Genomic DNA, 21,544 nt, shown 5'->3' with positions numbered 1-21,544 from the left:
ATTTGGGGTCTGTGTAGCAATGGAACCAAATTATGCACTAGGGCCCAGTACCAGCGTTGCTATGGGAGGATACTGTGAAAGGAAATAAGAAACAAGAAGCACAATATATAAGAGAATATACATTGAGAAATAACAGTGTAAAATCTATAAAAGTTGAGTCTTGGCGTACGATGAAAGATGAAATGAGGGTTTTGGGTATAAAAGAAACGGATATTTTTCAAATTCAATTAATAAGACAAAAATATAATTAAAGGGGTCGTAAAAAACAAACTCTCATAACAGAGAGCTTGTTCTCGCAAATTTGGAGGGTATCTAGTTGTCGATAAATTAATACTACCATATATTCAACATTGTGATATTGAGAAATAAAAATACTATTTTGTTAAGGTTAAAATAAAATTTTCTCACTTCGCAAAGCTGCTAGATCCATAGTAAAATGTACTTGACTACTAGTCATTCTGTCATTCCTTATTGCAACTCTGTGTGTACAGGGTTGTTTTTTTGTAAATGGGTGTTTTCTTAAAAGAACTTGTGGTGATTACTACAAGTTCTTTTTGTTAAACTGCAGTAACTTTCAATTTTCTATATGGGTAAAAACACCTTGATTAGAATTTAAGATCTTGATGTAATGTACTGACTCGTTCACAGCCATATTTAATAAAAATTGACCCTCTTTTTGGTTAACTTTAGGTACTAAGTTATGACACCTAATTATCTATTGATAATACAACACCTTAAAAGCGGAATCATTACTTTTAAGTTATGACATCGAATAATAAAATTCTTCAACTACATCATATGTAATACATACTAAATAAATCTTCTAGTGAAATAACAGAATTATTTATGTTATCAAGATTTAATCCGTATAAGAGAATATTAAAATGTTATATTATTAGTAGTGACAGAAATATATTACATTTTAGGTGTGATTTTGTATTTTTGTTAATTTAATAGAAGGAGTAATAAGATGGGAATACATACGAAATGGGGATGGGTTAAGAAGTGCACCAGCATGTTCCTTGCGATAACATTAACCATTCCAGCTTTAAACGGGTATGCAGCAACTAATGATACGTATGAACAAAAAGGTGGTGAAGTACATTATAATTGGGGGTCTGGGGCGCCTTCAGGTTTAAAAAATGATAATTTCACAGCTAAGTTTGATCAATCAAGAACATTAAATGTAGGTGACTATTTTGTACAGACACTAGCAGATGATCGTGTTCGGGTTACGTTTGACGGAAAAAATGTAATTGACCGTTGGAATGACGCGGGTGGACAGATAGACCGTTCTTTAATTACTAATGTAAAACAAGGCAATCATACAATACAAACAGATTTTTATGAAAACACGGGAAATGCTGCTATTTTTTCTGATATTGTCCCATTTGACCACTGGTTAGCTTATTATTACCCTAATAAGAATCTAGCAGACTATCCAGTTGATGCAAAAGTTATAACACCACAAGGCGATGAGAAAGCGCTTGTGGAAAATAACAAAGAAGGATCGCCAACTCCGAAGGTACCAACAAATGATTTTTCATCTCGATATACTACAGTAAAACGGTTACCTGCAGGTGAATATATTATTCGTGGAAAAGCGGATGATGGTATGCGTGTATATATAGATGGAAAACTTGTTATAGATGAATGGGATACCGGAAAATGGGATAAAGAACATGCTAAAAAAATTACAATTCAGGATAACACAGCCGCTTTTGGTAATACCAATGAAAAGGACACTCACTTGGTAGAAGTACAGTATTTAGAATTAGGTGGGGGAAGCAACGTTCAGTTCAACATCCAACCGTATAGCCAAGCCATACAGTGTAATACTTGGACTGCAGAGTACTACAACAATAAAGAACTAAAAGGTGATGCCATTGTTGTAGCTGGTAAAAACTCGCAAAATAAAATTGAAAATATCGACTTTGACTGGAAAGGTGAATCTCCAAGTACAAATATTCCAAATGACAACTTTTCAGCACGTTATACTAAATATGATGAATTTTCTCAGGGAGATTACATATTTGAAGCGAAGACTGATGATGGGGTTCGCGTATATGTTGATAATATGAAAGTTATTGATTCCTGGATAGGAAGTGCTGGAGATACTCGTAAAGCTACTGTTCCTATGACTGCGGGTACTCATAAAGTAGTGATAGAATATTTAGAACTTAGTGGTAATGCACTAATACAAGCGAAATATTATAAAAGTAAAGAGCAACCGAAAGAAGATCAAGATCCCTCTTATAAAGAGTTTGTAGTACAGACTCCTACTAAATTATATGATGAGCCTTCTTTTCTTAAGAAAACGAATGATATTTTATATCCACGGACAGTCGTGGTAACAGAAGAGCGCCCAGATGGATGGAAAAAAATTAAAACGTCTACCCTCGAAAAATGGATAGCTCCAGAAGGTATAAAGTACAACTTACAACGAAAGGTAAAACAATATTTTACACCTTCTTTTGAAGAAAAAGATGAAGGAACCGTTTCTCCACAAATGGTAACAGTGTTAGATGAACAGCAAGATGGATGGAAGAAAATTTTAACAAATCAGGGAACAAGATGGATAGCTCCTGAAGGGATAAACTATGAAATTAAGAATAAGCAAACACTCTATTCTTCTCCTAATCTGAATAAAAAAACTCAAGAAATTCTTAATCCACAAATTGTAAAAGCTATAGAATTTCAACAAGATGGTTGGTTTAAAATCAGGATTAATAAAGGAGAATATTGGATAGCTCCTAAAGATATTACGTATGACTTAAAACAAAATGTAGCTTTGTATAAAGAAGCATCGTTTCTTTCTGATAAAGAAGAGTATGGATTAATGCCACAAAAAGTTATTTTAGTAGATGAAAAACCAGAAGGTTGGAAACTAATTAAGACTCCTTATGGAAATCGTTGGATAGCTCCTGAGGGAATATCTTATGAAGTAAAAAATAGTATTAAGTTATACAAACACTACGGTTTTCTAGAGTTACAAGATGTAATTTCTTCGGGCAAGGTAGCCATTATTGGTGAACTACCTAGTGGATGGTATCAGATTAAAAGTGAAAAGGGGATTCATTGGATAGCTCCAAATGGTGTGAAATATAAGGTAACAAAAGATATTGACTACACTGCATCTAATGATATGTTTAGCCCTAAAAGTGGAACCATTCCTACTGGTACAATTGTTACTATCGTGGATGAAAGTGAAAAAATTTTGTTTAACGATAGATATGTATATGGATTTTTAAGCATCCTTTCAATGGAACCTGTTGAGCCAACAGATAACAAGTACATTCGACAGCCACTTATATATGCAACATTAGGACAAATTAGTAATATTGTTACCAAAGGTCATGATGATGAGATTACCGAACAAATATTTAAAAACTTAAATGATATAAAAATACCAGATATAAAAATACCAGATATAAATATGTCAGATATATTTATATCAGATATAAATATACCAGATATAAAAATTGATACAGATTGGTCCGAATTTAAGAAGATAACCAAAAAAATGGAAGAAACGAATAAAAAGTTGGAACAGAATAACATAAAGTTAAAAAAGGACTTGGGAGATATTAATAAGTTAATTGCTCAAGTACAACAAGGCATGGATCAAATGAATGGCGCATTATACGGAAAAAATGGGCTAATTAATACATTTGATGGAATGAATAAAGCGATTGCTCAAGCCAATGAGGGCATGGATCAAATGAATGAGGCACTAAACGGTCCCAATGGTCTAAATGAGACAGTAAAAGGAATGAATAAAGCAATTGCTCAAGCCAATGAAGGCATGCAAATAATGAATGAGGCATTAAATGGTCCAAATGGTATGATAGTTGGAATAAATCAAGCACTTGCTAAATCAAACGAAGGCATGCAAGAGATGTTAGATGCAACTAATCAAATGAATCAAAGCATGGACCGAACTATTAATAGTATCGATAGAATGGTTAAACAAGTCAATGGAAGACTGGATGCGCCTAAGAATACAACACCATCATCGGATTTAAAGACAATTCATTTTGATTTTGATTTTTCAGAAGTTTTTCCAACGAGTTCACCTGAAGAAAAGTTACGTAAACAACAACGTGATGAAGCTATGTATAACTTGTTAAGTGGCGCACCGTTCACGGGGAATTTTTATGCCCTTGGTGAATTAATATCAGGTAAGAATTTATGTACTGAGGAAGATCTTCAGGCTTCAGATTATGCTCTAAATATGTTAGCTGTCATTGGTGGCGGAGAAGTTAAAATTGGAGGGGCCTTTATAGGCTCAATAAGTAAGGTAACAAGGAAGCTAAAACTATCTAGTACAAAAATAAATTTAAAATGGATAGAGGAATTTGGTGACAAGTATCGGGCTGTAGAAGTATCTGGTACAGCAAAAGTAAAAGGAAGCGAGCGCATATTAGATAGACGTGTGTATCAAATGAACAATATTGATTGGGATTATGTTTCTTCTAACCCTAAAGCAAATGGATTATCGAATTTAGAGTTAGCTAAAAAAGGGAGACCTCCTTTTTATAAAGATGATACTCAGATTCAGCTTCATCATACAATTCAAAAAGAACCTGGTTCGATGGTTGAATTACCAGCAAGTAAACACGAGAAATATTATAAAAAGCTACATGGTATAATTGACGATGGAGAGAGTTTTAGAAATGATGAAGTTTTAAAAGCGCAATATAAAAGTTTTAGATCTCATTATTGGAAAATGAGAGTTGCAGAATATGAACAATCTAGTACAAGGAAGGGATAAATAAATGAAAGAATGGATTTCGAAAGTTTTTAGTGAATTCGAAGAAGAACGTGATTTTCACGGTAGTGTTGACGAATCTCTTATTAATGAAATCGAAAAGAAATTACAATGTACATTTCCAGAAAGTTACCGCTGGTTTTTAAAAAATTACGGTGGTGGTGGAGTATTAGGAATAGACTTAACATGCGTGGGTTCTTTAGATAATTCACCAATCATCTTAGAGACTGAAGCTTATCGTAAAATGGATATGCCAAAAGAGTATGTTGTTATATGGGACTTAGGTGAATATATGTACTGTTTAGATACCACCAATTTAGAAAATGGAGAATGCCCGGTTGTAACGTGGGATTTTATAAGTAAGAAGACAATGTTTGAAGATAAAAATTTTTATGAATTCTTATCTAAACAATTAGAAGAGGCTATTGAGGATTATGAGGATTAAGTTATTATAGCTCCGCGTTTGCGGGGCTCATTTTTTTAGGGTTATCCATCAAGTTAAGAAATTTATTGTTCCCTAAAACGAAAAACGGTAGTCTTTTTATCTAAGATTTCGGTTATATTGAATTATCTTTTTGGAGTTAACATAACTTCACTTATTAGTAGTCTAAGTGTGTAGAAACCTAAAAAAGGGTTCTGGTGCAAAAATACTTTACCAGAAACATAGAACGGCAATGTTCTGTTAACTGAGAGGTTAAACAGCTGATCCAAACACTTTATGAATGAATTCAGCTTCATTTCGGGCAGACTTCACTCTTTGGTGAAGTTGCCCTTTTCTCATCATATGCATAGCTTCGACGCCACTTAAAATGCAATTAGCTGTACGAAGTGATTTCAGTCCTAACATAGAGCGAACTCGTTTCTTGATAAAACGATGATCTTGTTCCACGATGTTATTAAGATATTTCACTTGCCTTATTTGGATGCCTGCAGGCATCTTTTTCTCATTCCTTAACTCTTCAATTGCTACAGGATAGGCGGGATTCTTATCAATAGTTATCACACGAGGGTGTGAAACATGAAAAGACCGCAAAGCTTTCTTGAAGAAGCGCTTTGCAGCCTTTGTGTCTCTTGTTTCACTGAGATAAAAATCAATCGTGTTTCCTTTGGAATCCACTGCACGATATAGATACATCCATTAACCTTTTACTTTGATATATGTTTCATCGACTCTCCAGGAGTCATTCGTTTGTTTAAGATAGCGCCGAATTCGTTTATCTAACTCAGGACCATATTGATGTACCCACCGCATAATGGTTGTGTGAGAAATAGATAAGCCTCGTTCTTCCATCATTTCCACTAAATCACGAAAGCTTAGGCTGTACTGTAGGTACCATCTGACTGTTAATATAATCACATCAGGTTGATAATGTTTCCACTTAAATAAATTTTGCTTTTTCATACTGATCACGTCCTTTTGTAGATTGATAATATCAGTATGTCCAAGTTTTATAGATTTTTTGCACCAGAACCCTTTTTAATAAAAAGATTTACAAAAATAGGTTGTTTTACTAATATTAAGAAGTTAAATAGAAAAGGAGGAAATTCATGAAAAAAAGCAAATGGATATACCTTTCTCTAGTAATAGGGAGCATTCTAATTGTAACAAGTGTGTGTTTCTTATTTTTTAAAAGTGGATTTGATATAACGATTAAAAATGAAACAAATCAAAATATAACAGGACTTACAATTTCTGATGCCCGTGAAATTCAAAATTTTATAGTTCCTACTCTTCATTCAAATGAAGAATATAAGACTAAAATTAAACTAAAAGATATGGGAGAAAATGCTCTCAAATTACATTACAAAGATAAAAATGGAAAAAAACATGAAGAATTTATTTTTGGTTATTTTGAAGGAGAAGGAAAAGGAACAGCAAAGATTATTATTCAAACTGTTCAAGAAGACGGAACTTTAGATATAAAAGTAAACTGAGATATACCAAATTTCTAATTTTACTTTTATAAAATGATTCGAATTATATATATTAAAATATCCATATGTTGTCAATACACGGAACGAGAGGACCTTTAATGAATAAGAAAAAAATAGGTTTATTAATTTTAGTAATCATTATTCTTTGGTTTGTATTTCCTCTTTCACCTTATTTAGCAGATTTAAATCGAAAAGAAGAAAAATTATATAGTGAACTACAAAAATCACAGGACATTTATACACTCAAAGGTCAAAATCCTAAAACGGTAGTAAGATTATATTTACATTCAATACACGAAGGCGATTATGAAACTACTTATCTTTTTTATAAAAACGATGCCAAGATGACTGAGGAAAAGAAGCAATTTTTAAAACAAGCACCTGAGTTTCATGGGAAAATTTTCTCCTCCTTCAGATTTGTAAGATCATCTGTAATAATAAACGAAGATTACAAGGATTCCGCAGTTATTAACATGTCGCCATGGACCGATAAAGAATTTCAATTTCATATGTACCAAAAAGATGGAACATGGTTTATATACGACGTTCCTTTTCAATAATTAAATAACATATCTTATTGATTTATCAAAAAGAATGCTGGAATCCCAGGATTCCTTTTATATTTTTGAAAGTAAACTTTTAAATATTAGTTTACTTTCAAATCCTCACAAACATTGACCTCACGTAAGTTACCCCTACATAAATTATTAAAAGTTTTATTATGTTTATTTGTTTTGTCTATTTTTAGTACAGTCGTAGAAATTTAAAAGAATAAGCCTTACATATACTTTCTTAGCATTCTAAAGTTGATGGCGATGTGTCCCCTATTAACTTATGTTGTAAAAAACAATAGACGTATGGAAAAAATTGTACAATAAACCGAATAATAGTATATTTAAAAGGAAAGGGGATTTAAAAATGAAGCAACTATTTTATTATTTCTTTGCAAGTATACTAATTTTTAGTTTAATTGGTTGTTCTTCGCATACTTCAAAAACAGAATTGATGATATTTAAAGATAATGAAATAGAACATATAAAATTATTAAAATCACAAAACGATGATGGTCATTTAATAACTAGTAATGCTCAAACTACAAATGAATCATTAATTAAAGCTATTGTCAAAACAATAAAAGATGGTTCACCAATTAAATCTCGTTTAGATGAAAAGGAAAAAAAATCTTTACACGGAGAAATGGAAATTAACTTTAAAAATGGTTCAAAAGAAATTCTTTCTGTTTTAATTAATGATAAAAATGAGATTTCTGTATTAAAAGAATCTGGTGAAGGTTATAAACTTAAAGATAATGTTTCTAAATTAGTAACTGGGTTCTTCTTAGGATCCCGTGAATTGGAAAAAAACTAAGCTAAGCAAAAAATACAATGAGCTGTCCATATGGACAGCTCATTGACATAATTCTTGTTATTGGAAGTTACTGATTTATTCAGATAGAGGGACTTGTACATCATTTTGAAAACCATTTGCTCTTGATTCGTTTAACGGCTAAAACTAACAAAAGAATAAACCCTATCAGTATAACAATACCGATTGGATTGACATTTCCCATGACTATATTCCTCCCTACTTTTTATGTTACAGCAAACCCCTCCCTATCAGAAAGGGTGGTATAGTGGTCTTAAAATAATGTATAAGAGATAAAGTCCAAGAAGTATGGGAGTAATTATACGTGATGCTACCATCAATTTTTGGTTTTCGTACAATCTATTCAAGAAAAAGAAGAATAGGACTATCCAAATTCCCTTTGAAAAAAACGTATACAGCATATTAAATGTAACATCGACAGTTTGCATAAGAATATTCATTGTGTTTTCCTCCTTTTTTTATTGTATCATTTGGTAAAAATTATATGTTATGTAATTTGGATTGTATATCCTATACATGTTCTGTTAACATAACGCATCATTATCGGTAGCGAGAAAAAGGCGAATTCCCTTTGAAAGTAGGGATTCGCCCTTTTTCTTTTTCTATAATCCTATTCATCTTTTTATACATTCCTATCCTGGCGTGGGTTCAGGGCTCTTGTTTGTTACTGGATTAGCCAAAAAACTGTATAAAATCTTGCATACTCTTAGCGTGTTTTTTTCCGAAATGCTGGTGGTACCCCGGGAAGCATAACATTACAAAAATTTTCATTATATGCATCATCATCCTATAATATAATTATCAATCTAACAGATGTATCAATTATGTATATTTTGAGCGTTAATCCTATTCTGAAAGGAAAGAGAAACTTGAAACCTATAAATTTATTATCTTTGATAAATGCAAAAGAAACGTTAGAAAAAACTGTCTTCGATTCATACACTAATAATTTTAATGTTCAAATTAAAGATGCAGAATTAGTGGACCTAAAATCACTAGCAATAGAGCTGCTTTCAGTATTTAAAAGCGTGAGTATTACAGAAGGCTTTTATATAGGTTATACAATTAATCAAATAGGAAAGGAATTTGACCTTTTACGTTTTGGTGAGAACACGATTATAAATATAGAATTAAAAAAAGTGAACACAGGAATTAAAATGAAAGAGCAGTTGATAAAGAATAAGTATTATCTTGGCTTCTCAGGTAAAGAAGTTTTAAATTTCACGTATGTTGCATCAGAAAAGGAAGTTTATTTTCTAAATGATAATGAAGATTTTATAGAAGTGGAAATATCTTTTTTAATTGAACAACTTGAAAAACAAAAGTTAATAGATATTGGAAACATACATAATTATTTCAATCCCTCTAATTATCTAGTTTCTCCATTCAATTCTACAGAGGATTTTCTAGCAGGTAGATATTTTTTGACCGAGCATCAAGGTAATGTTAAAAAACAAATTTTAAGATTACCTACAAAAACTGGTCCTAATTTTATTTCAGTTGAAGGTTATGCTGGAACAGGTAAAACACTACTTACATATGACATTGCTAAAGAATATATAAATCATTCACAGCGAGTTCTGATTTTTCACTGCGGCTCTTTGAATGATGGGCATAGAGAATTAATAAATAACCACAACTGGACAATTGCGCCTGTTAAGAACTACAGATTATACAATCTTCAAAACTTTGATCTTATAATTTTTGATGAGGTTCAGCGAATATCTAAAATCCAATTAGAGGATTTACTATCAAAAATTAAAGAAACTAAAGCGAAATGTGTTTTTTCATACGATCCTGCACAATGTCTCGCAAAATGGGAAACTGATAACAATATTCCTGAATTTATAAAAGAACAGGTCTCCCCTACTCATTATAAGCTGACAGATAAGATTAGAACTAATAAAGAATTGGCAGCGTTCATAAAAAACTTGTTTGATTTGTCTAAAAGAGATTCAAATCAAGATTACTCTAATGTTGATATCCATTACTTTAAATCAAATGTTGGGGCACTTAGTTATATGGAAGTACTAAGAGAACAAGAATGGAAAATAATAAGATATACACCTTCCCAATACGATAATTTTCCATATGATAAATTTCAAAGTTCAATTGATGAAAGTGCACATAATGTAGTGGGACAGGAATATGATAATGTAGTTGCTGTGATAGATGAGTACTTTTTCTACAACGAAAACGGACAGTTAACAACTAGAGGGATTAAGTATTATTATGATGTAACAAAAATGCTCTTTCAAATGGTTACAAGAGCTCGAAAAAAACTCCGTATTATTATTATTAATAATGAAGATGTTTTAAATAAATGTTTAGGTATCTTAAATACTAATAGATAGTAATTACTTTTAGTGCTGGGGTTAGAACCAACAAAACGCGAAATATCGTTTATGGAACCTTCTTAACGTACGGCGAAATCTATTTTTCGCCTTGAAAATTCCTTAGCGTACGAAATTCGCGTTTTGTTAGTAATACGCCTATATGGCATACGGCAACGATTCGTACATTGACCCGCCACATCTGAAAATTTTTCCAATTAAACTTTTGGGACAAGTCATATGGGATGCTTTTATCTTAGGAAAATCAACAAATAGTCTAATATTCCAATTAAGTACACTCTATTGGGATAAATTTAAAAATATATATCGTTAAAAAATAATTTAAATATCGTATTTCGGGCTCTAAAAAGTAAAAAATACACAGAAATTCTATTTTTTACAGATGTGGCGGGTTATTCTTTGAATCGTTTCCGTACCCCTTTTATAAAATCATTTGAAACGATAAACTAAGTATAGTACTTTACAAAACAAAGAATCAGATTTCAAGAGAACTGATAAACTTACTAAGGAGGGCATGAATTGGAAAAATCGTATTTCTTAAAAGACTCTGCACTAGAAAACAAAGGAGATGATTCATTTCATCATCATGATTATGTGAAAAATATTAAGAGAATTATTATGGAACATAATCCTCCTTTTAATATTGCTTTAATTGGTAAATGGGGTGTAGGTAAGTCATCTATTATAAATCTATTAACGAAAGAACTGCATGGTAAAGATGAGTACAAGGTTTTTGAAATTAATGCATGGAAATATGAAAATGACTCTCTAAAAAAAGCCTTTCTGAAGAGTCTTTGGAGAAAATTGAATGAAGACAAAAATGCGAGTGTTCTTAAACAATATCAAGAGATGTTTCGGGAATTCAGAGCAGGTGCTGTCATTGGAGATAAAACACATAATATCAAGGGATTAATTAAGGAACTAAAACCTTTACTTGTGTTATTAGGTTTCCTCTGTTTAACTTCATCAGCCGCATTTGCAGGAGCTCTTTTAATTTTGGATATAATTAATGCCTTTTTCACCGAAAACACCCTTAAGGGAAACATGGCAAATTCATTTGAATATTTTAAGAAAAATATATGGATGCCTATTATCATTGCACCTTTGGCTGCGATGTTAAAAGATTTTGTAAAATCTTCTACGCAGCAGAAAACAGCAGATATACAATTAGTTAAACCAGTTGAAACTGCTGATGAATATGAAGAGCTGTTTAAAGAAGAGATTGAAAAATACAAGACGAAAAATCCAAAGTTCCGTAAGCTTATTGTTATAGTAGATGATTTAGATCGTTTGAGCCCGAAAAAGGTAGTAGCTGCTTTGGATGCTATCAAAGCTTTTGTGGATGTAGATGAGTGCATCTTCATTGTAGCTTGCGATGAGAATATTTTAATTCAAGCTTTGGAAAAGGAGAAATTGAATAGATCTACCGAACACATTGATGGGGAGCTATTCTTGGATAAGTTGTTCCACTTTAGAATTCCTTTACCACCAATCATTGAAAGTGATATGGCGCAATATGCTATAGAATTGACGAGACAAGAAGCTGAGGGATTGGTCGAATTATGTGGGAGCAGATTCGATGAGATTGTAACAGATATTCTTATCCATACCGAAGTAACTACGCCTAGACAGGTGAAAAAGCTACTCAATACATTTGCCAATAATCTTCTTATAGCAAAGGCACGGGAGACTGAAGGAAGGAAGTTGGAAGAAAAACTTCTAACGAGTGAACGAGGATTACGATTCTTAGCTAAGTTATCGGTTATCCAATCGGATTATAACGAAGTATATATGAATGTTTCGAAAGATTTTAATTTTCTAGATGACCTTCTTACTTTTTATTACAGTGAAGAAAAGGAAACAATGACGGTAAAACCAACGATTAAAAGGCTGTTTGAAAAGAAAGGTTCGGCGTATAAATTGAAATCTGATTATGAGGGCTTGATGAATTTTTTAATTGCACAACAACACATTACAGTCGATAATATGGCGCCATTTATCTATTTGGCACAAGATGCAGTTGGACTAATGGCTGGTGATGAGAAGCAACGTAACATTCAAAAAAGTCTTGTAAGCGGAAATGATAAAGGGGTACTTTCCATATTAGGACAAGCAACGCATGCAGAACACGTTGTACTAGTTGTTATTGATACAGTAAAAAATTGTAAAACGAAGGACTTGCCATCTGTATTAAAGGCAGCATATCAGCTTATTGAGCACATATCAATTGAACAAAGAACAGAGCTTGCAAATATTATTGTTCAGAGGTTAAGGGTAATAGGTATCACTAATATGCGACTTTGGCAAATTGAATTGAAAAATTTGTTTAGTGTCTACGTATTAGCTGAGAGCAAGGCTATTGCAGAAGAACCTTTATTGTATGTCATGGACCAACTTTTTAGCCAGAGTAGTAATTGGAAAACAACCTTGGGAAAAGATATGACTGATAAGGACTATATTCAACAAATTACAAATGCTATAGACTATTTCCTCAATCATGAAACGGATCTATCTGAAGGCTTGAGAAACAAAATAAAAACATTTATTGCAGCACGGGATAAGGATTATATTTTTTATCCGTTTGCTGAACTGCTCAATCTTTACCAACGAAATCGCAATATGTTTGCTGATTACTTCAACCTTAATTTTTATCAACAACTCCTTGTACATATGGAAGAGAGTGAGGAACCTTGGGAAGAATGTGTTGAGGTATTTTTAGAGATTTCTCCTTTCATAAGAGAAAAATATAAGAAGGAATTTGTTCAAACGATACATCGTTTGAGCAGTATTACTAATGCACCGTTCTTGTTTGAGATTTTGGACTTAGTAGAGCCAGCTATCTCTGAAATAGATGAGAAAACAGGGGCTAAGATTATACATGGAATAGCTGATAACAAATTCGAAAAATCGAAAGATGTAGTACGGTTATCCCAATTTATGAGGATGATTTCCTTTGATTTAGATGTCATTGAGGGGTTAGCTGAAAGACTAGATGAATTTATCATAAATGAATTAGAAAAAGATAATGAGCAGATTGCAGAGGAGATGTCGCTGCTTATTGAACATATTGCTGCATTACAAGAGAATAACTTGGATAATTTAAGTAAAACCTCCAACTTCTTGATTAGTCATGCAGCTAATTCTTCCCTATACGATAGACCATTGGAAACAGCAAGTCTGTATTTTACTAGTACACAAAGGGAGGAACTCTTCAGTAACTTGATGCCACCGATTAATAACAATAGTGCTAGTATACATGAATTTGATAGAATAAACACAGCATATGCTATGTTAGGTCGAGAAGCAAAGAATCATATTTATATCAGAAAAAATATTGAACAGGGTATTGAATATTTTACTAATCATTTGTGGTACCAATATCAAAGCTGGGCAAACGGATTTCTAAAGTTATTGAAGGTAAACGCACCACTCATTGATGAGGCATATTTGGAGCGTCTCTTGAGTTTACTTCTTAATATTATACCAAATTATCCAGACGTAGCCTTAAAAGGTCTAATGTGTATGGGAACAAATTTGCCAGAGGGAAGAGCAGAAGAAGTAATTAATGTAGTGATGCAAAGAGTTGATACGGATGCTGATAAACTTGATGCGCTGTATTTCTTAAAATCTGTTAGAGAGCGTTTTACTCAAGATAATCTTAATGTATATGCTGATTTTCTAATCAAGAATATTCACATAGATATAAATGAATACCTAAATGAACTATATTCAAGATTTCCTGAAATTAGCGTGAGAAGTTTTGTGGCTTTAGTTCAAAATGTTACAGCCTTAAATGGCAGTGTATATCAGGATAATATAGATGTTATTCACAGAACTGTAGGGAAATTCTTCATAGCGTATAAGAGCAAGGGTGTTGAAAAACAATATGAAGCACTAGACGCATTGCTACAAAGTAATGTAAGTGCAGAGGAAATAGAAGAAGTTTTTCTAAAATCAATAGATAAAAGTATTGTTGCTGGGATTTTAAACTATGCAATTAATCCTGCTTTAGATTATGGAGAGAGAAGTCAACAAATGAAATTATTGAATTTATGTACAGGGTATCATCAGGCGCTTAATAAAACTCATCTAACCAATTTAATCGTGGATATGATGAGAGAGAGTGATGATGATTATATAATAGAACTTTGTGATGTACTTGTAACAAAACTAAAAGATTTTAAATTTGGACATGATAAGCGTCATGTATCCTCGCAAATCGTTCCAATGTTCAGAAGTGTGAATATGTCTGCGAAGGAACAGGTGCTAAGTTTAGCTAAGTTGTATGGTATGACGAAGGAATTTGAGCAGGCGATCGATAAAGATGTAATTAATGAAACCGAAAAGGTTTTGATTAATGATAAGTTGTTTTCAAGGAAGAAGAGAAAGGCAATTTCAAATTAAAAAACATAGTGTTTGGTTAATAAGAAAAGGACCCTTCAAGGCATACGGAAATAATTCAAAGAATAACCCGCCACATAGGAAAATTTTTCTAGATAGATATTTGGGACATTTATTTATAAAAAGTAAAACTAATTTCATACCTTTTTATAATTTGTAAAATTGAGTGTTAAATATCCATACAAAAAACCAGTGATATCAGTACGTGTACATGAAATCACTGGTTTTTTTGAGTTTAACATTTTTTATATTTTGTAAAACTCATTTTTTCTATCTTTATCTCCACCTACTATTGGAACTAATGTACAATTATGGTATTCATAATAATTTGGAATCAATTTATTTTAGTTATAAAAGAGGTGTTTTAATGGCTATGCAGCGTGCTATGAATCAAAATGGTGAAGATTCCTATATTTGGATAGCTGAAAGAGGAGATGGCAATACATATTTCTGTCCACATTGTAAAGCACAAGTCAATCCCAGAAAAGGAAATGAAAGGATTCATCATTTTGCGCATGTACCAGGTAGTGCTTGTGCGTTTAGTACCACAGGTGAATCTAAAAAACATGCAGATATGAAAGAGAACTTTTTTAAACATTTAAAAAAATATCGACCGGAACTTAAAGTTGATATGGAAGCAATCCTTATTCCAGGAAGACGAGCTGATATGGTTATCTATGAAAATGGTCAACCATTTGTGGTCGAATTTCAAGCATCAAAAATAGAACGTGAAGAGTTAATAACTCGGACAAAAGACTATAGTAAAGCAAAAATTCCTGTGCTATGGATTTTTCATATCAGCCGAGTGAAACTTGATGATTTCAAGAAAAATCAAACCGAACGTATTTCCAATGAACTAGTATATTTAAATAAGGCTGATTCACTTTATATTTTAAACGACAAAGGTTTTATACAAAAATGCTCTTTAATAAAGAAAGCAGGTCGAAAAGAAACTTTTTATATAAATTTTTATAATGCAAAAAGAATTTTCAAATTCAATAAAGTAGTTATGAATCCACCAGATAAACAAACTTTGTATTTATGCCAGCTTGAAAAAGATTCCATACAAAGTGAAAAATTTTATTATTATGGTTATTTATTTAAGACGAATATAGACAGCGTTCCTAATTACTATAATGTAAAGTTAGAATTAGAGCGCTTTATTAAAAATGGGAATCTATACATATATGACAATAAAGATCACAACAATGAAGGCGTATACATGTTTAATTGCTTTATTCGTTTAGAAGGCTCTTTTGAAAATAGATATCATTTAAATGATGGGATTTGTTATATGTTTCAAAAACCTTTAACCACAGACGAGATTATAAATTTACAACAAGTACAGAGTTCTAAAAAAACTCTTTCTGACAAAACGAAAGAAGACCATTCAGCATATCGTGTAAAAGAAATTACTATTGAATCAACTATAACACCAAGAATAAACGGAGACAAAATTAATTGTCCTTATCCTCAGAAAAAAAATATTCAACAAAAAAAAGTTAATTCCAAAGCGCAAAATTTTAAAACACCATATTTAGTAAAGAAAAAAGATGTATCTAAGTTGACTATTTCAAACGAAGTCAAAAAAACTAGTACACTACAACAAATAGCAGCAACTACTAATGAAACAGATGAAAATCTAAATAAGAAGATACAAACCTCTAAGCATCATACTTCGCAAAATAATCCTATAAAAAATAGACATCATGATACCAAACATCAAAATAAGAAATTAACTATTTTTCAAAAGTTGAAAAACCTTATAAATAATCTTTTTAAATAAATATACAATTTTTAGGAAGAGAGATGTGATTTGAAAAAGATTAAGAAAGATGACAACTCATTTCATTATGGCCCAATACCAGCGTAGCTGCAATTAGGGAAAAGTAATCTGATTTGTAACAAAAATGAACGTTTATGTTACAAATCTAACAACTAAGGCTGAACCTTAAATTCTTCTACAACTAATATTGAATATTTTGTATTAATCCCCCTTTTCGGGGGATGGACAAAGAAACCCAATTTGCAATACTTATATCAAGTTATATTTTAGGATTTTAATTCAAAAAAATTTGAAACGGAAGGAATTTTTATCAATGCGTGACGTATATCCAACCAAATACTACAGTAATGAAGGTTTTGTTGAGCGAAAATTAGAGATTAATGAAGAAGACTTACAGAAAATTATTGAAGATTATTTGAGAAGACATGCTGATTTTGACTTTGATGAAGTTGAAATTGTTAATAATCGTCCAATGAACATATGGATGTATGCAAAATGTCGGACATATCTTGATCCTGATAATCCAGAACAAGATGAAGCACTTCTTGATGCAGAAGTTGAAATTGCAGGAGATTATGATGGAAATCTGTGATTTGAAACGTTATCATTGAGTCAATTCATTTTCATTGCTCCCACAATCAAGTTTTATATGATAAAAAAGAGCAAGGAAAATAGACACCTTTTATGCGGATTACAAATAAAAAATGTCCCTTGGAAAAATTAACTATACTAAAATGATAATAGGATAGCATGTTCAATATAGAATATATATCCTATTTTTTTATACAAAATAGATATAATAACCAGATATTCAAAAAAATTGTCTATTATGTATATAATGTCATTAATGAAATGTGTTTTTTATTAGTTAGAGAACAAAGCCCACAGCGGGAGGCGTAGCGTGGTCGGTAAACCGAGCGTAAAAGGGTTTAGGAGGTAAAGGTCTATGCGTGTACAAGAGGTGATCCTAGAGAATGGAAAGAGATACATATTAGTAGATAATGAAGGCATTCCTGTAATTCCTGTGATGAAGTACCTCAAGTATTTGGATGTTACAGGAAAAAGCAACAATACACAGAAAACGTACTGTTATGCACTAAAACAGTATTTCCTGTACTTACAAGAAACAGAGAAAGATTACAAGAGTATTAGATTAGAGGACTTGGTGGAGTTTGTGGGGTGGCTTCGGAATCCGTATGAGAGCACCAAAGTAACGTCCCTTCGATCTGTGCAGGCAAAGAAAACAGAGAGAACGGTAAATCTTACGATCACCGCTGTCACAAACTTCTATGACTATTTGTACCGAAATGAAGAGTTACCGCGTGATATGGAAGAGAAATTGATACGTCAGGTCTTTACAGGCGGGAGAACGCGGTATAAGAGTTTCCTTCATCACGTCAACAAGGACAAGCCATCTATGCGGAATGTGTTGAAGGTAAAAGAACCTCGCAAGAGGGTGCAGACGCTTACAAAAGAACAGGTGAAACAGGTCTTAGCGGCAGCAACGAATATACGGGACACCTTTCTCATCCAGCTCCTGTTTGAGACGGGATTAAGAATTGGAGAGACTCTTTCATTATTTTTAGAGGATTTCAAGTTTAGTCATCAAAAAGGGCATCGCATTCGCTTGACGGATCGTGGGGAATTAGAGAACGGTGCGAAACTGAAAACAGGAGAACGGGAAATCTTTGTTTCACAGGATCTCATGGACTTATATGATGACTACCTGTACGAAGTCATTGACGAATTGGACGTCGAAACCAACTTTGTGTTCGTCAAACTGCGCGGTAAGAATACGGGTAAACCAATGACCTATGGGGATGTAGAAGCTCTGTTCAAACGGTTGCGGCAGAAAACAGGAATCAATGTCCACCCTCACCTGTTTCGTCATACGCACGCTACAATGTACTATCAGGAGACGAAGGATATTAAACAGGTGCAAGAACGCCTTGGTCATTCACAAATCCAAACGACCATGAACCTTTACCTTCATCCTTCGGACGAAGACATCCGTAAGGATTGGGAAAAGGCACAGGACGCATTTCAAATCAATCAACAGAATGTCGTGAGAGAATGAAACAAACTTATCAGATTGATACAGAACAACTTGGATTTCATGAACGATTGAAGTGCGAGCTGTCGAGTTATCCCGTGAAGATCATAGAGAAAGATGGCTCTGTTGCCACCCAGCACGTGAAAGACCCCTATTTTTTGGTTCACGATGTTTGGAATCCCAGCTTTTTAGAAAACATTTCGCAATTTCAGGAGGTGGCGAAGAATTATAGAGGAAGACAGAATATGTCTTTTCAAATTAATAGTGCGACTGTTAATCTAGAAATAAAATATGTGTGGTATCAGAAATTATTTAAGGAAGAATGGACATTAAACAGCGTATTTAATGGGCAACCAACGTACTTGCGAAGGTTAACGGCATTTCTCAACGAAAAGTATCCTGCCCTTCCCTCTCTTCTTAATTTAGACATCGACCAAACAGAACGGGAATGGTGGTTTTGGCTTGAACAGCAAGGTGTTCCAACACAACAAAATGTAAGAGACATAACATATGGTGTTCTCACACAAAAAACACCCACAGCAAACTTTTTACGAGTTATTCATTCCTATCTTTTTCCGCTGACCGATACGCGTGAAGAATGGGAGAAAGATCGATGGGATGTGCGGGTCTTGTATGACAAATATGGAGTTACCTATAACAAAAGCCAGAATAACTATTACATTAATTTCACCAAAATTGAACAAGTGGAAATGCGTCAGCATATTAAAAAATATATTAAACAACGCTTACTTAGTAAGAATCATTTCTCATGGAGTACAGCTCAAAGTTATCTAGCTTATTTACCAAAGTTCTTGTCACTTATATTTTCCTTAGAACCTTCATGGACGAATTTAAAAGGATTGAAACGATCACATATGGAACGGTATATTCAATGGTTACATGATTATGCAAGAAATAATTTGACTCGAAAAATTGCGAGCCCTGAACAATATATATTAATGATACTGACCGTCATAAGAAAGTTCTTGGAAGACATCCAGCGATACGAATACGATATTGCTCCTGAAACCAATATACGATTGTTACTCTTTCCTGAAGACAAGCCGAAACGAAAAAAGAAGTCTGTTGATCAAATTGATTACATTCCTGACTTTGTGTTAGAACAATTCTTTATGCACATCGATGACTTACACAAAGAGGCCATTCCTGTGGTATGGGTTGCTTTTAAAACAGGATTACGTATTTCAGATGTATTGGGACTCACATCTAATTGTTTAGAGTGTCTGAACGGGAAATACTCCATTGTCACGAATATTGAGAAGACCTACGTACAAGGACACCGAATCCCAATTGACGAAGATTTGGCAAATATCCTCGCTGTTTTCATTCACAAATCCAAAGAGAACAGCAACCAGGAGAATAACCCCGAAGGGTTAATTTTCGTTCATTATCGTGGCTCTCGAAAAGGCAATCCTTATTATCAAAAATGGATTCAACGAGAATTAAACAAACTAGCAAAACAAAAGAACATTCTAGATGAGAATGGAAAACTGTTCCACTTTAAACTGCATCAATTTCGACATACCTACGCCATCAAAATGTTAAATGGCGGTGCAGATATTCTAACTGTACAGGAACTGTTGGCGCATGCCTCGCCCGAAATGACCTTACGGTATGCCAAACTGTTGGATGAAACGAAGCGAAAAGCATTTGAATCGGTTATCAACCAAGGTGTGTTCAGTTTTGACCTAAATGGCGAGGTGCAAGAAGTTAAATCGGACGAAGACATCCCAGAGGACATTCTGCGCTCTCTTTGGCAGGATCATAAGTTGAACGCGATGGACAACCCGTACGGGACGTGTCATGCCCGATTGAAAGGGAATTGTCCTCATATGGAAGCACCTCCTTGTCTTACGTGTAATGGTGGAAGTCCATGTAAGGACTTGGCAATCGGTTTTTCAGAATATGATGTACAAAAGTATGCGCTTCACGTAAAAACAACATCTAAATCCATTGAGGTCGCAAAACAGCACGGTCGGGATGATATGGTAGAAAAACAGGAGAGAAACCTACAACGTTATCATGACATTTTAAACAATATCCGCGAAGGTAATATTATCTTTGGAAGACAAGATCGGATGAAAAGAAAGCAAGGTGTGAAAAAATGACTAATTATGACCGTAAAGAACATTTAAAAGCAATTCATGCATCAAGAAAAGCGACTACTTCGCAAAAGGTGGATAAAGCCATCCAAAGGCTCGTGCGAGCCAATGATCCTATCAATTTTAATAGTGTGGCAAGCGAGGCTGGCGTAGCAAAAGCCACGCTATACAATAACCGTGAACTGCGTGAACGGATTGAGAGCCTGCGCCAGCAACAAGCGGAAACTCCTACGCCAAAACAAATCAAGTGTGAGCTAGATGAAAACAATAAAGATGCAATTATCGCCTCTTTGAAACGTAAGATTAAGAAGTTAGAAGAAGAGAAAAAGCAACTGCGTGAGCAGTTAAAATTTGCATACGCGGATGTATACAAACAGATATAAGGAAATATTGTGGCTTTAAAACAAAGTTTGATAATTTATAAAAAAGTCTGATCGTTTAAAATAAAGATTGATAATATGTAAAAAAGTTTGATCAAAATCCTGTGTTGATGTGCAGGATTTTTTCTTATTCAGCAATCGGTCCATATTCTGGAATATCTGATTGTATAAATGATTAAATCTTGAGATAATTGTTATTAAGGAGAAGGGAGTTAAATGGAATAAGATTGCTTAATAAAAGAAGTAATGAAAATATGACTTACAAGGGGAAGAGTTATGAAGCATAAAACATCAGAAAGATTATTTAGAATAGATTGCGGAGATATCTATCTCCAAGAGTTTTCCATTAAAGATG

14 protein-coding genes and 1 pseudogene are annotated in these 21,544 nt (G+C 33.2%); 13 read left to right on the top strand and 2 right to left on the bottom strand.

What is annotated here, in order from left to right; translation table 11 throughout:
• The first annotated feature begins 74 nt into the window (after positions 1 to 74).
• From ACIGHG_RS00075 to ACIGHG_RS00065, 3 genes are all read left to right on the top strand, one after another.
• Positions 75 to 251 carry a hypothetical protein gene (locus ACIGHG_RS00075; protein WP_396546581.1) on the top strand — a complete coding sequence of 59 codons (177 nt, stop codon included), beginning with the start codon at positions 75 to 77 and terminating at the stop codon, positions 249 to 251.
• A gap of 764 nt (positions 252 to 1,015) precedes the next feature.
• A complete protein-coding gene (locus ACIGHG_RS00070) occupies positions 1,016 to 4,774 on the top strand; it encodes a PA14 domain-containing protein (RefSeq protein WP_396546579.1) in 3,759 nt (1,252 codons plus the stop codon).
• A gap of 4 nt (positions 4,775 to 4,778) precedes the next feature.
• The gene (locus ACIGHG_RS00065; RefSeq protein WP_396546577.1) at positions 4,779 to 5,216 is read left to right on the top strand and encodes an SMI1/KNR4 family protein; all 438 of its coding nucleotides are present in this window, start codon (positions 4,779 to 4,781) and stop codon (positions 5,214 to 5,216) included.
• A gap of 249 nt (positions 5,217 to 5,465) precedes the next feature.
• On the opposite strand, the pseudogene ACIGHG_RS00060 reads toward ACIGHG_RS00065, so the two are convergent.
• Positions 5,466 to 6,173, bottom strand: a pseudogene (locus ACIGHG_RS00060) (IS6 family transposase).
• A 146-nt stretch (positions 6,174 to 6,319) separates the two neighbouring features.
• Between ACIGHG_RS00060 and ACIGHG_RS00055 the strand changes: the two are divergent.
• From ACIGHG_RS00055 to ACIGHG_RS00045, 3 genes are all read left to right on the top strand, one after another.
• On the top strand, positions 6,320 to 6,706 hold the full coding sequence (locus tag ACIGHG_RS00055; RefSeq protein ID WP_396546575.1) for a hypothetical protein: 387 nt from the start codon (positions 6,320 to 6,322) through the stop codon (positions 6,704 to 6,706).
• Positions 6,707 to 6,804: 98 nt separating this feature from the next.
• Positions 6,805 to 7,266 (top strand): hypothetical protein, encoded by a 462-nt coding sequence (locus ACIGHG_RS00050; RefSeq protein WP_396546573.1) that lies wholly within the window; start codon positions 6,805 to 6,807, stop codon positions 7,264 to 7,266.
• 358 nt (positions 7,267 to 7,624) lie between these two features.
• Positions 7,625 to 8,074, top strand: coding sequence for a hypothetical protein (locus tag ACIGHG_RS00045; RefSeq protein WP_396546571.1), 450 nt, complete (start codon positions 7,625 to 7,627; stop codon positions 8,072 to 8,074).
• Positions 8,075 to 8,322: 248 nt separating this feature from the next.
• Here ACIGHG_RS00045 and ACIGHG_RS00040 read toward each other — a convergent pair whose 3' ends face one another.
• Positions 8,323 to 8,532: a hypothetical protein gene (locus tag ACIGHG_RS00040; RefSeq protein WP_396546569.1), complete on the bottom strand. Its 210-nt coding sequence runs from the start codon at positions 8,530 to 8,532 to the stop codon at positions 8,323 to 8,325.
• Positions 8,533 to 8,985: 453 nt separating this feature from the next.
• Here ACIGHG_RS00040 and ACIGHG_RS00035 point away from each other — a divergent pair, with 453 nt between their 5' ends.
• The 7 genes from ACIGHG_RS00035 (at position 8,986) to ACIGHG_RS00005 (ending at position 21,192) form a co-directional block, all read left to right on the top strand.
• Positions 8,986 to 10,446: an ATP-binding protein gene (locus tag ACIGHG_RS00035; protein ID WP_396546567.1), complete on the top strand. Its 1,461-nt coding sequence runs from the start codon at positions 8,986 to 8,988 to the stop codon at positions 10,444 to 10,446.
• A 519-nt stretch (positions 10,447 to 10,965) separates the two neighbouring features.
• Positions 10,966 to 14,850, top strand: a complete 3,885-nt coding sequence (locus ACIGHG_RS00030) for a KAP family P-loop NTPase fold protein (protein ID WP_396546565.1) — start codon at positions 10,966 to 10,968, stop codon at positions 14,848 to 14,850.
• A gap of 364 nt (positions 14,851 to 15,214) precedes the next feature.
• Complete coding sequence (locus ACIGHG_RS00025; protein ID WP_396546563.1) at positions 15,215 to 16,633, top strand: competence protein CoiA; 1,419 nt, start codon at positions 15,215 to 15,217, stop codon at positions 16,631 to 16,633.
• Positions 16,634 to 16,946: 313 nt separating this feature from the next.
• The gene (locus ACIGHG_RS00020; RefSeq protein WP_396546561.1) at positions 16,947 to 17,225 is read left to right on the top strand and encodes a hypothetical protein; all 279 of its coding nucleotides are present in this window, start codon (positions 16,947 to 16,949) and stop codon (positions 17,223 to 17,225) included.
• A gap of 354 nt (positions 17,226 to 17,579) precedes the next feature.
• The gene (locus ACIGHG_RS00015) at positions 17,580 to 18,710 is read left to right on the top strand and encodes a tyrosine-type recombinase/integrase (protein WP_396546559.1); all 1,131 of its coding nucleotides are present in this window, start codon (positions 17,580 to 17,582) and stop codon (positions 18,708 to 18,710) included.
• Positions 18,707 to 20,815: a tyrosine-type recombinase/integrase gene (locus ACIGHG_RS00010; protein ID WP_396547162.1), complete on the top strand. Its 2,109-nt coding sequence runs from the start codon at positions 18,707 to 18,709 to the stop codon at positions 20,813 to 20,815. Before ACIGHG_RS00015 ends, ACIGHG_RS00010 begins: the two co-directional genes overlap by 4 nt.
• Positions 20,812 to 21,192, top strand: coding sequence for a DUF6262 family protein (locus ACIGHG_RS00005; RefSeq protein ID WP_336471461.1), 381 nt, complete (start codon positions 20,812 to 20,814; stop codon positions 21,190 to 21,192). The genes ACIGHG_RS00010 and ACIGHG_RS00005 overlap by 4 nt, the downstream gene beginning before the upstream one ends.
• Positions 21,193 to 21,544: the final 352 nt, after the last annotated feature.

Source organism: Bacillus sp. NPDC077411 (assembly GCF_044543425.1).
GTDB classification, from domain to species: domain Bacteria; phylum Bacillota; class Bacilli; order Bacillales; family Bacillaceae_G; genus Bacillus_A; species Bacillus_A bruguierae.
Note: the sequence above shows the minus strand (reverse complement) of the source record. Positions and strands in the feature narration are given on the sequence as shown.

Excerpts from the sequence above, each read along its gene's own strand:
- ACIGHG_RS00070 (WP_396546579.1), top strand. The coding sequence starts at position 1,016 with ATGTTCCTTGCGATAACATTAACCATTCCAGCTTTAAACGGGTATGCA.
- ACIGHG_RS00065 (WP_396546577.1), top strand. The coding sequence starts at position 4,779 with ATGAAAGAATGGATTTCGAAAGTTTTTAGTGAATTCGAAGAAGAACGT.
- ACIGHG_RS00055 (WP_396546575.1), top strand. The coding sequence starts at position 6,320 with ATGAAAAAAAGCAAATGGATATACCTTTCTCTAGTAATAGGGAGCATT.
- ACIGHG_RS00050 (WP_396546573.1), top strand. The coding sequence starts at position 6,805 with ATGAATAAGAAAAAAATAGGTTTATTAATTTTAGTAATCATTATTCTT.
- ACIGHG_RS00045 (WP_396546571.1), top strand. The coding sequence starts at position 7,625 with ATGAAGCAACTATTTTATTATTTCTTTGCAAGTATACTAATTTTTAGT.
- ACIGHG_RS00040 (WP_396546569.1), bottom strand. The coding sequence starts at position 8,532 with ATGAATATTCTTATGCAAACTGTCGATGTTACATTTAATATGCTGTAT.
- ACIGHG_RS00025 (WP_396546563.1), top strand. The coding sequence starts at position 15,215 with ATGGCTATGCAGCGTGCTATGAATCAAAATGGTGAAGATTCCTATATT.
- ACIGHG_RS00020 (WP_396546561.1), top strand. The coding sequence starts at position 16,947 with ATGCGTGACGTATATCCAACCAAATACTACAGTAATGAAGGTTTTGTT.
- ACIGHG_RS00015 (WP_396546559.1), top strand. The coding sequence starts at position 17,580 with ATGCGTGTACAAGAGGTGATCCTAGAGAATGGAAAGAGATACATATTA.
- ACIGHG_RS00010 (WP_396547162.1), top strand. The coding sequence starts at position 18,707 with ATGAAACAAACTTATCAGATTGATACAGAACAACTTGGATTTCATGAA.
- ACIGHG_RS00005 (WP_336471461.1), top strand. The coding sequence starts at position 20,812 with ATGACTAATTATGACCGTAAAGAACATTTAAAAGCAATTCATGCATCA.